This is a genomic window from Hyphomicrobium sp., from assembly GCF_035572195.1.
Classification (GTDB): domain Bacteria; phylum Pseudomonadota; class Alphaproteobacteria; order Rhizobiales; family Hyphomicrobiaceae; genus Hyphomicrobium_B.
The window spans coordinates 69866-80932 of record NZ_DATNBA010000133.1; the positions used below are offsets into that span (position 1 = coordinate 69866).

9 protein-coding genes are annotated in these 11067 nt (G+C 60.8%); all 9 read left to right on the top strand.

Translation table 11 applies throughout. The annotated features are described in order from the left end of the window. Entirely contained in the window at window positions 1-1959 is a 1959-nt protein-coding gene (gene nuoL / locus VN623_RS11485; protein ID WP_325571122.1) for an NADH-quinone oxidoreductase subunit L, read from the top strand. Beyond that, on the top strand, window positions 1956-3443 hold the full coding sequence (locus VN623_RS11490) for an NADH-quinone oxidoreductase subunit M (protein WP_325571123.1): 1488 nt from the start codon (window positions 1956-1958) through the stop codon (window positions 3441-3443). Before nuoL ends, VN623_RS11490 begins: the two co-directional genes overlap by 4 nt. Window positions 3444-3454: 11 nt before the next feature. Further along, entirely contained in the window at window positions 3455-4915 is a 1461-nt protein-coding gene (nuoN, locus tag VN623_RS11495; RefSeq protein WP_325571124.1) for an NADH-quinone oxidoreductase subunit NuoN, read from the top strand. A 7-nt stretch (window positions 4916-4922) separates the two neighbouring features. Further along, window positions 4923-5690 (top strand): biotin--[acetyl-CoA-carboxylase] ligase, encoded by a 768-nt coding sequence (locus tag VN623_RS11500; protein ID WP_325571125.1) that lies wholly within the window; start codon window positions 4923-4925, stop codon window positions 5688-5690. Continuing rightward, window positions 5687-7402, top strand: coding sequence for a ribonuclease J (locus tag VN623_RS11505; protein WP_325571126.1), 1716 nt, complete (start codon window positions 5687-5689; stop codon window positions 7400-7402). The genes VN623_RS11500 and VN623_RS11505 overlap by 4 nt, the downstream gene beginning before the upstream one ends. A 56-nt stretch (window positions 7403-7458) precedes the next feature. Beyond that, window positions 7459-7863, top strand: coding sequence for a methylmalonyl-CoA epimerase (gene mce / locus VN623_RS11510; RefSeq protein WP_325571127.1), 405 nt, complete (start codon window positions 7459-7461; stop codon window positions 7861-7863). Window positions 7864-7905: 42 nt separating this feature from the next. Beyond that, complete coding sequence (locus VN623_RS11515) at window positions 7906-8130, top strand: DUF1467 family protein (protein WP_325571128.1); 225 nt, start codon at window positions 7906-7908, stop codon at window positions 8128-8130. Between the two features lie 154 nt (window positions 8131-8284). Further along, the gene (proS, locus tag VN623_RS11520; protein ID WP_325571129.1) at window positions 8285-9631 is read left to right on the top strand and encodes a proline--tRNA ligase; all 1347 of its coding nucleotides are present in this window, start codon (window positions 8285-8287) and stop codon (window positions 9629-9631) included. A gap of 59 nt (window positions 9632-9690) precedes the next feature. Further along, complete coding sequence (locus VN623_RS11525) at window positions 9691-10962, top strand: lipoprotein-releasing ABC transporter permease subunit (RefSeq protein ID WP_325571130.1); 1272 nt, start codon at window positions 9691-9693, stop codon at window positions 10960-10962. The last annotated feature ends 105 nt before the right edge of the window (window positions 10963-11067 follow it).

The window sequence follows — 11067 nt, forward strand, 5'->3', positions numbered from 1 at the left end:
ATGATCTACGCCGCCATTGTTCTCCTGCCGCTTGCGGGTGCGCTGATCGCGGGCCTGTTCGGCCGCATCATCGGCGACCGGCCGAGCGAAGTCATCACGACATCGTTGCTGATGGCTGCGGCCGTGCTGTCGTGGATCGTTTTCGTGCAAATCGCCTTCGGGCACGAGACGCAGAATGTCACTCTGATGCGCTGGATCACGTCGGGCGAGCTCGACGCATCGTGGTCGCTCAAGATCGATACACTGACGGCCGTCATGCTGGTCGTCGTGACGACGGTCTCGGCACTCGTCCATCTCTATTCCATCGGCTACATGCACGATGACGATAGCCGGCCGCGCTTTTTCGCCTATCTCTCACTCTTCACTTTCGCGATGCTGACGCTGGTGACGAGCGACAATCTCCTGCAGATGTTCTTCGGCTGGGAGGGCGTCGGGCTCGCCTCCTATCTGCTCATCGGCTTTTGGTACAAAAGACCCGCGGCCAACGCGGCGGCGATCAAGGCGTTCGTCGTCAATCGCGTCGGCGACTTCGGTTTCGCGCTCGGCATCTTCGGGCTGTTCTTCGTATTCCGCACCGTCAATTTCGATGCGATATTCGCGGCCGCGCCCGGCGTCGCCGGCAAGACGTTCATGTTTGCCGGCCATGACGTCGACATCCTGACGACGCTGTCGCTGCTCCTTTTCATGGGCGCGATGGGCAAGTCGGCGCAGTTTCTGCTGCACACATGGCTGCCGGATGCAATGGAAGGCCCTACGCCGGTTTCGGCGCTGATCCACGCTGCCACGATGGTGACGGCGGGTGTGTTCATGGTGGCGCGCCTGTCGCCGATCTTTGAACTAGCGCCGGACGCCTTGGCGTTCGTGACGCTGATCGGGGCGGTTACGGCATTCTTCGCCGCGACCGTCGCGCTCGTGCAGAACGACATCAAACGCGTCATCGCCTATTCGACATGTTCGCAGCTTGGCTACATGTTCGTCGCCTGCGGTATCGGAGCGTACGGCGCGGGAATATTCCACCTCTTCACGCATGCCTTCTTCAAGGCCCTGCTGTTCCTCGGTTCCGGCTCCGTCATCCATGCGATGCATCACGAGCAGGACATGCGGCTCATGGGCGGCCTGCGGAACAAGATACCGTTGACGTTCGCGGCAATGCTGATCGGCACGCTGTCGATTACTGGCGTCGGAATTCCGCATCTCACCGGTTTTTCCGGCTTTTATTCGAAGGACGCGATCATCGAAGCCGCCTACGCCGCCGGTACGCTGAATAATTATGCGTTCTGGCTACTTGTCGTCGGCGCCTTGATGACGGCGTTCTACTCCTGGCGCCTGATCTTCATGACCTTCTGTGGGGAAACGCACGCCGATCACAAAACCTACGAGCACGCGCACGAAAGCCCACCGACGATGCTGGTGCCGCTGGCCGTTCTGGCGTTGGGCGCGACCATCGCCGGACTGGTTTTCTCAGGCTACTTCATCGGCCATGACGAAAGCGCATTCTGGGGTGCCTCGCTATTTCGCGGCGAACACAACCACGTTCTGCACGCGATGCATGACGTGCCCGAATGGGTCAGCTACTCCTCGTTCGTTGCGATGCTGATCGGCTTTGCGATCGCCTGGCTCTACTATATCCGGGCCCCGTGGCTGCCGGCCGCCACAGCACGGGCGTTCAAGCCGCTGTACCTGTTCCTGCTGAACAAGTGGTACTTCGACGAACTTTACGACCTGATCTTCGTGCGCCCTGCATTTGCGATAGGGCGCTTTTTATGGAAGGGCGGCGATGGCGCCGTGATTGACGGAGCCATCGACGGAACGGCGGCGACCGTCGGACGCATTACCGGGCGCGTCGTCAAACTTCAGACCGGTTACGTCTACAACTACGCCTTCGCGATGCTGATCGGCGTTGCGGCGCTGCTGACCTGGCTCACCTACAACGGAATTTTCGGCGGGGTGATCCGATGAGCAACATCCTGTCGGTCACGACGTTTCTGCCTCTCGTCGGCGCACTGCTGATTGCGACGCTCAATGCTGAAGCCGTCCGCAACGCACGCTGGATCGCGCTGTGGACGACACTGATCACGTTTTTCGTGTCGCTGCTCATCTGGTGGAATTTCGATACGACGACCGCCGGTTTTCAGTTCGTCGAAGAATATGACTGGCTCGGGCCTCTGAAATACAAGATGGGCGTCGACGGCATCTCGATGCTGTTCGTCATCCTGACGACGTTCCTGATGCCTCTTTGCATCCTGGCGAGCTGGGAGGCGATCCAGGACCGCGTCAAGGAATACATGATCGCCTTTCTCGTGCTCGAAACGCTGATGCTTGGCGTCTTCTGTGCGCTCGACCTGGCGCTTTTCTATCTGTTCTTCGAGGGCGGCCTCATCCCGATGTTCCTTATCATCGGCGTCTGGGGCGGAAAAAGGCGCGTCTACGCCAGCTTCAAGTTCTTCCTCTATACGCTGCTCGGCTCCGTGCTGATGCTGCTCGCGATGATGGCGATGTACTGGCACGCCGGCACGACCGACATCCCGACGCTGCTGACGACCAAGTTCCCGGTCGAAATGCAATGGTGGCTGTGGATCGCGTTCTTCGCATCCTTCGCGGTCAAGATGCCGATGTGGCCGGTGCATACATGGCTTCCCGATGCGCACGTCGAAGCGCCGACCGCGGGGTCGGTCATCCTTGCCGGCATTCTGCTGAAGATGGGCGGCTACGGGTTCTTGCGTTTTTCGCTGCCGATGTTCCCGAATGCCTCGGCCGACTTTACCCCGTTCATATTCAGCCTGTCGATCATCGCGATCATCTACACGTCGCTGGTTGCGCTCGTGCAGGATGACATGAAGAAGCTGATCGCTTATTCGTCCGTCGCGCACATGGGCTTCGTGACGATCGGAATTTTCGCGGCATCCCAGCAGGGCGTCGACGGGGCGATCTTCCAGATGCTGTCGCATGGGCTGGTTTCGTCGGCGCTGTTCCTGTGCGTCGGCGTCATTTACGATCGCATGCACACGCGCGAAATCGCGGCCTACGGCGGTTTGGCCGACCGAATGCCGAAGTATGCCGCGGCTTTCATGGTTTTCACGATGGCCAACGTCGGGCTGCCGGGAACGAGCGGCTTCATCGGCGAATTTCTGACGCTGCTCGCCGCGTTCAAGGCCAATACCTGGGTCGCGATTCTGGCGACGACGGGCATCATTTTATCGGCCGCCTATGCGCTTTATCTCTATCGCCGCATCATCTTCGGCGCGCTTCAGAAGACAAATCTTCGCGGAATTCTCGATCTCTCGCCACGCGAAATTGCCATTATGGCGCCGCTCGTTCTGCTGACGATCTTCTACGGGTTCTATCCTGCGCCCGTACTCGACGTCACGGCGGCGTCTGTGAAAAACCTCGTGCAGACTTATCAGGCTGCGCAGCAAACGTCGGCCGCGTCGCTGGCGCCATGAGGATTTGATTGATGGATAGCGCGGTTGTGCACGTCGTATTGCCGGAACTGATCCTTGCGGTCGGCGCGATGGCGTTGTTGATGATCGGTGTCTTCACGCCGGGAGCGGAGAAGGCGGGCCGGGCCGTCTCGTGGCTGGCAATCGGCGTTCTCGTCGCCGCGACGGTAGCGGTCTTCGCGGGCACGGGAACGGCGAGCGTATTCGAGGGTGCTTTCGTCTCCGACGGCCTGACGCGGTTCCTCAAAATCCTCATTCTCGTCGCCGCGGCGCTGACGCTGCTGATGACATTCGACGATTTCGGCCGCGCCCGCCTACTGCTGTTCGAATATCCCGTGCTGATGCTGCTCGCGGCCCTCGGCATGCTGATGATGGTCTCCGCAAACGACCTCATCGCTCTCTACCTCGGCCTTGAGCTGCAAAATCTGGCTCTCTATGTCATCGCGGCCTTCAAACGCGATGACATCAAGTCGAGCGAAGCGGGCCTCAAATATTTTGTTCTGAGCGCGCTGTCGTCCGGCTTGCTGCTCTACGGCGCGTCGCTTCTCTATGGCGTTACCGGATCGACCGCCTATGCGGCGATCGCCGCCGCGGCCAAGGCACCCGATATGGCTGCGAATATAGGGCTGACGGTCGGCCTCGTGTTCGTGCTCGTCGGCATCGCCTTCAAGATTGCGGCCGTGCCGTTCCATATGTGGACGCCGGATGTCTACCAGGGCGCCCCGACGCCGGTGACGGCGTTCTTCTCGAGCGCAGCGAAAGTCGCTGCGATGGCGATGCTGCTGCGCTTTACGCAATCGGCTCTGCCGGGCGCCGCCTCGCAATGGCAGCAAATCATCATCTTCATCTCGATCGCGTCGATGGTGCTCGGAGCCTTCGCTGCGATCGGGCAGAGGAACATCAAGCGGCTGCTCGCCTATTCGTCGATCGGCCATATCGGCTTCGTGCTGATCGGGCTTGCCGCGAATAACGCCGAGGGAACGGCCGGCGTTCTGATATATCTCGCGATCTATGTCCCGATGACGCTCGGCGCCTTCGCCTGCGTTCTGTCGATGCGCCGCAAGGGCGGCAACGTCGAAGATATTTCAGAGCTTTCCGGCCTCGCCAAAACCAATCTGCCGTTCGCGTTCATCCTGGGGCTGTTGATGTTTTCGCTGGCGGGAATTCCGCCTCTCGCCGGGTTCTGGGCGAAGTGGTACGTCTTCCTGCCGGCGATCAAGGCGGGGCTCTATCCGCTCTCCGTTATCGGCGTCGTCACGAGCGTCATCGGCGCCTTCTACTATCTGAGGATCGTCAAGATCATGTTCTTCGACGAGGCGGCAGAAGCCTTCGAGCCGAACGAGGACAAGGCATTTGCCGTGATGGCGCTCTCGGCGGCGTTCGTGCTTGCATTCGTGCTGCCTTTCATCGGTGGCGCGCTGGTCGATGCCGCCACTGCCGCTGCCGCCGTACTGGCGCCCGGCGTAGCGTTGTAGCCTGGTGATGAAAGAGCCGGCTCGGATACTTCATCTCCACGAGACCGGTTCAACGAACGCCGATGCGATGCGTCTCGCTCTCAAAGGCGAGGATCTGCCACTGTGGGTTATCGCAGGCCGGCAGACCGCGGGCCGCGGCCGCGCCGGGCGGACATGGACCTCGCCTCCGGGTAACCTCTACGCCAGCTTGGCATTTTGCTGTTCGGCACCCATCGAAAAGGCCGGCCAACTGTCGTTAATAGCGGGAATTTCGCTGATCGACGCCATTCGGTCGAATACGGAGCTTGCGCCCGATACCGGACTCCGGCTCAAATGGCCAAATGACGTTTTGATCGGCCTTTCCAAGGCGGGGGGAATTTTGGTCGAGAGCACGATGGCGCGCGGAAGCCCTGGCTTTCTGGCGATAGTGGGTTTTGGGTTGAATATTGCGGCCGCGCCGGATGATCTCGGGCGCGCCGCGACAGCTGTTGCGCGGCACGGCAAGGCGCCGGAGCCTCTCGCGATGCTCCATTCGCTCGCCGAGCAGGTTTCGCTTTGGCTCGACCGCTGGAATGCGGGATCGGATTTCGGCGCCATTCGCCGCGCCTGGATCGATCGCGCCGGCCCGCTCGGGGAACCGATCACGATCAATACGGTGCAGGGGCCGGTTTCGGGTACCTATCAGGGGCTCTCCGAGACAGGAGCGCTGCGCGCCGAAGTCAACGGTAACATGCGCGAATTCAGCCACGGCGACGTGGCGCTGGGCGAGGCCCCGACGCACGACGGGGCTGCATGAGCGAGCGCGCTAGGCCACCCCGCAGGGTGGGAAACAGTAAATCCGACGAACTCGTATTCATGGCGCTCGGCGGTCTCGGCGAGATCGGCATGAACGTCTATCTCTACGGTTACGGTCCGGCGAACGCCCGGTCCTGGCTGATGGTCGACTTGGGCGTTACGTTCCCGAACGATTCCGAACCCGGTGCCGATGTCGTACTGCCGGATCTCCGGTTCATCATCGCCGACCGGAAGAATCTCGTCGGCTTGGTTTTGACGCACGCGCACGAAGACCACATCGGCGCGGTGATCGACTTGTGGCCGTCGCTCGAATGTCCGATTTTCGCGACGCCGTTCACCGCCGGCATGGTGAAGACAAAGCTCGGCGAGTACGGCCGGACGCAATCGCTGCCGATCAGGGAAGTGCCGCTCGGCGGACGCTTCCAAGTGGCCCCGTTCGACGTCGAGTTCGTCAGCTTGACCCATTCTATTCCGGAGCCAAGCGGGCTCGCGATCCGCACGCCCGCAGGTCTCGTCTTCCATACCGGCGATTGGAAGCTCGATTCGGCACCAGTCGTCGGCCGCCCGCCCGACGAGGCACGCCTCAAAGCGCTGGGCGACGAAGGCGTGCTCGCGATGGTCGGCGATTCGACGAACGCGATGCGCGAAGGGCGCTCTCCGTCCGAGGCCGATGTCGGAAAATCGCTGACCAAAATCATCGCCGGCGCGCCGCGCTGCGTGGCCGTGACGGGCTTTGCCTCGAATGTCGCGCGCCTTGCATCGATCGCTGAGGCGACCCGCGCCGCCGGCCGTACGCTCGTCGTCGCCGGACGTGCGCTACATCGCATCATCGAAGTGGCGACCGAAACCGGATACCTGCCGAAGAACTTTACGTATCTCGACCAGCAGCGGTTTTCCGACCTACCGCGCGACAAGGTCGTGGTCATGTGCACCGGCAGCCAAGGCGAGGTTCGCGCGGCCGTCGCCCGCATTGCCGCCGACGAACATCCCGACATTTCGCTCGACAAAGGCGATCTCGTAATCTTCTCATCGCGTACGATCCCTGGCAACGAGAAGCCCGTCGCCCGCGTCCAGAATGGGCTCGCCCGGCTAGGTGTCGATCTCATCACGGACGCCGAAGCGCTGGTGCATGTCACGGGGCATCCGCGGCGTGACGAGCTCAAGGACATGTATGCGTGGCTGAGGCCGAAGATTGCCGTTCCGATGCACGGCGAGGCACGCCACTTGAAGGAACACGCAAAACTGGCGCGCAGCTGCGGCGTCGACGAAACCTTCACGATCATCGACGGAGAAATTCTGAAGCTCTGGCCCGGTCCCGCAGCCATCATCGACGAAGCGCCCGTCGGCCGGCTCTATCGCGATGGCAACCTCATCGTCCCGGATGCCGAAGGTCCGGTCAAAGCCCGCCGCAAGCTGTCGTTTGCGGGCATCGCAGTCGTTTCGCTGGCTTTGTCGCGGCGCGGAGAGATCCTGGGAGAGCCGGGTGTGGCCCTCGAAGGCATCCCAGCCGCAGACCGCGACGGCGAGTCAATGTACGACATCGTGCTCGATGCGATCGACGGCACACTTCGATCGATACCGGGGAAGCGGCGCGGCGATCTTGCAATGGTGCAGGAAGCCGTCCAGCGGACGGTGCGATCCGCCATCAACGAGGCCTGGGGCAAGAAGCCCGTTGTCAAAGTGCTGCTCTCCGTGGTCGAAACTAGGGGCTGAGGCCTGCGGGCAATTTCGCGAACGGTTTGGAATCGTTCTGATTGACGGAGTGGAGTATGATCGGCCGCCTGAACCACGTGGCGATCGCGGTAAAAGACCTCGAAAAGGCGTCAGCCGTCTATAAAAACGCGCTCGGCGCCAAGGTTGGTCCGGCGCTCACCCAGCCCGAACACGGCGTAACGGTGGTTTTCATCGAGCTGCCGAACACGAAAATCGAGCTGCTCGAGCCGCTGGGGCCCGCCTCGCCAATCGCCAAATTTCTTGAGAAGTCACCTGATGGCGGTATCCATCATGTGTGCTATGAAGTCGACGACATCATCGCTGCGCGCGACCAGTTGAAGGCCCAGGGCGCGCGCGTGCTCGGCGACGGCAATCCGAAGATCGGCGCACACGGCAAGCCCGTGCTGTTCCTGCATCCGAAGGATTTCTGCGGCACCCTCGTCGAGCTGGAACAGGTTTGAAATCGAGCCGCCACCTGGCTCACGAAATTGAAGGGTAGCGCGATGCGAACGTCCGTTGCGATCGCTACATTCTTTTGCCTGTGGTTCATCACGCTGTTCGCAGTCCTGCCGTTCTTCGCGCACACTCAGGACGAAGCGGGCGAAGTGGTTCCCGGCACGCCGGAAAGCGCCCCGCATAAGATCAATCTGCTCAAGGTGTTTTTTGTGAACACCATTGTCGCGGTCGTCAGCTTCGCTGGCGTTTATACCGTGATCGCCAATATCTGATCGCCGCATTTCGTAGCGGCTGTCGCCGTCGGTGGCGATCTCACCGCGGCCGTGTTGCCTGCCATTGCCAGCCCCCGCGTTACCGGCTATTCCGCGCTGTCTTCATCGCGTCGCGGCATGCCGCGATTCCGCACTCAATAATCCGAGCCATGCCATGCGCCTCACCCGCTACTTCCTGCCGGTTCTTCGCGACACGCCCAAAGAGGCGGAGATCGTTTCACATCAGCTGATGCTTCGCGCCGGCATGATCAAGCAGACGGCTGCCGGCATTTATTCGTGGTTGCCGCTCGGGCTCAGGGTGCTTTCGAAGATAGAGAACATCGTGCGTGAGGAGCAAAACCGCGCCGGCGCCATCGAGCTGCTGATGCCGACGATCCAATCGGCCGACTTATGGCGCGAGAGCGGTCGCTACGAAGCCTACGGCAAGGAAATGCTGCGCATCGTCGACCGGCACGAGCGCGACATGCTGTTCGGACCGACGGCGGAAGAAGTCATCACCGCGATCGTTCGCGACAGCATCAAGAGCTATAAGGATCTGCCGAAAAATCTCTACAACATTCAGTGGAAATTTCGCGACGAGATCCGCCCGCGTTTCGGCGTCATGCGTGGCCGCGAGTTCCTGATGAAGGATGCTTATTCTTTCGACATGACGGCGGAGGACGCGCGCAAGGCTTACCAGCGTATGTTCGTCTGTTATCTCCGCACGTTTGCGCGCTTGGGCCTGAAATCGATTCCGATGAAGGCCGATACCGGACCGATCGGCGGCGACCTCAGCCACGAATTCATCATCCTGGCGGAGACCGGCGAAAGCCAGGTTTTCTGTCATAAAGACCTGATCGAAGGAGCCGTTCCCGGAGCGGATACGGATTTCGACGGCGATCTGACGCCGATTATCTCGGCCTGGACGTCGAAATATGCGGCGACCGAAGAAATGCACGATGCCGCACGCTTCGAAGCGGAGGTACCGGTGGATAGCCGGGTTTCGGCGCGTGGTATCGAAGTTGGCCACATTTTCTACTTCGGCACCAAGTACTCCGAGGCGATGGGTGCACGGGTACAAGGGCCAGATGGGGCGATGATCACGCTGCAGATGGGATCATATGGCGTGGGCGTGTCGCGGCTGGTCGGCGCCATCATCGAGGCGAGCCACGATGCGAACGGCATCATCTGGCCGGTTCCGGCGGCACCGTTCGAGGTGGCCCTCATCAATTTGAAGGTGGGCGACAAGGATACCGATGGCGTTAGCGCCGATTTTTACGGCAAGCTTCAGGCGGCCGGGATCGACGTGATCTACGACGACACCGACGAGCGCGCCGGCGGGAAATTCGCAACGATGGATTTGATCGGCGTACCTTATCAGGTCATCGTTGGTCCGAAAGGCGTGAAGGCGGGCGAGGCCGAACTGAAGAATCGCAAGACGGGAGCACGCGAGACGTTGTCGTTCGACACGGCGCTGGCGAAAGTCGTCGGCGCCGTCAAGTCGGAACGCGTTCTGGTGTGACGGGGCGCGGCCGTCGCGTGAAGCGGCGCGTTCGCAGGGACAGGCGGGAGACTTGGGAAATGACGGAAGCCGTCCGGGATACGAAACCGTTCTCGCCATTCGAGTGGATGATCGCCGGGCGGTATTTGCGGGCCCGGCGCAAGGAAGGCTTCATCTCCGTCATCGCAGGCTTTTCCTTTCTCGGCATCATGCTCGGCGTTGCGACGCTGATTATCGTCATGGCCGTGATGAACGGCTTCCGCCACGACTTGTTTGCGAAAATCATGGGCCTCAATGGCCACGTGATCGTGCAGAAAATCGCCGAGCCTTTCGATGATTATGCAGCGATGGCGGATAGGATCGCCAAGGTTCCGGGCGTTGAAACCGCCATGCCGGTCATCGAGGGACAGGTCATGGTTTCGTCGAGCACGCAGGCGCTCGGTGGACTCGTGCGCGGCGTCCGCGAAGGCGATCTGAAATCATTGAAGCTCGTCTCGGGCAATGTGCGCGCCGGCACGCTCGATGGCTTTGACGCGCAGACGGGCATTGCCATGGGCGTCGGGCTCGCAAACTCGCTGCACGTCGGGCTTGGCGATATGGTGACGCTGATAACACCGCGCGGCGCACCGACGCCGTTTGGTACGGCGCCGCGTTCGAAGGCCTATCAGATCACGTCGATTTTCGAGCTCGGCATGTCCGAATATGATCGCATGATGATGTTCATGCCGCTCGCGGAGGCGCAGAAATACTTCGCGAAAGGGAAAGAGGTTGACGTGATCGAGGTCGTCGTCAACCAGCCGGAAAATGTCGGCCAGTACCGCGACGTCATCAAGAATGCCGGCGGCCCGACCATTTCGGTTTCCGACTGGCGGCAGCGCAACGAAACGTTTTTCAACGTGCTCTCGGTTGAGCGCAACGTCATGTTCATTATTCTGTCTCTGATCGTTCTCGTCGCTGCTCTCAACATTATTTCCGGCTTGATGATGCTCGTCAAAGACAAGGGACGCGATATTGCTATCCTGCGTACGATGGGCGCGACGAAGGGCGCGGTGATGCGGATATTTTTAATCACTGGCGCATCGATCGGCATCGTCGGCACGCTGGCCGGCTTGGTGATCGGCGTCGTGTTTTGCTGGAATATCGACGCAATCAAGAACGCGGTTTCTTGGATTTCCGGCACGACCGTGTTCGACCCAAGCGTCTATTATCTGACGAAGCTTCCCGCCGAGATCAATCCTCATGAGACGGGCGGCATCGTCTTGATGGCACTGGCGCTGTCGGTCCTCGCAACGATCTATCCGTCATGGAAGGCGTCTCGGCTCGATCCTGTCGAAGCGCTGCGTTACGAGTGATGCAAATGGAACAGACCGTCGCCGGCAGAACGCTTGCTCCGATTTTGCAGCTCCAGGGCGTGACGCGATCCTTCCGTCAGGGTCCGCGCGAGATCGTCGTTCTTC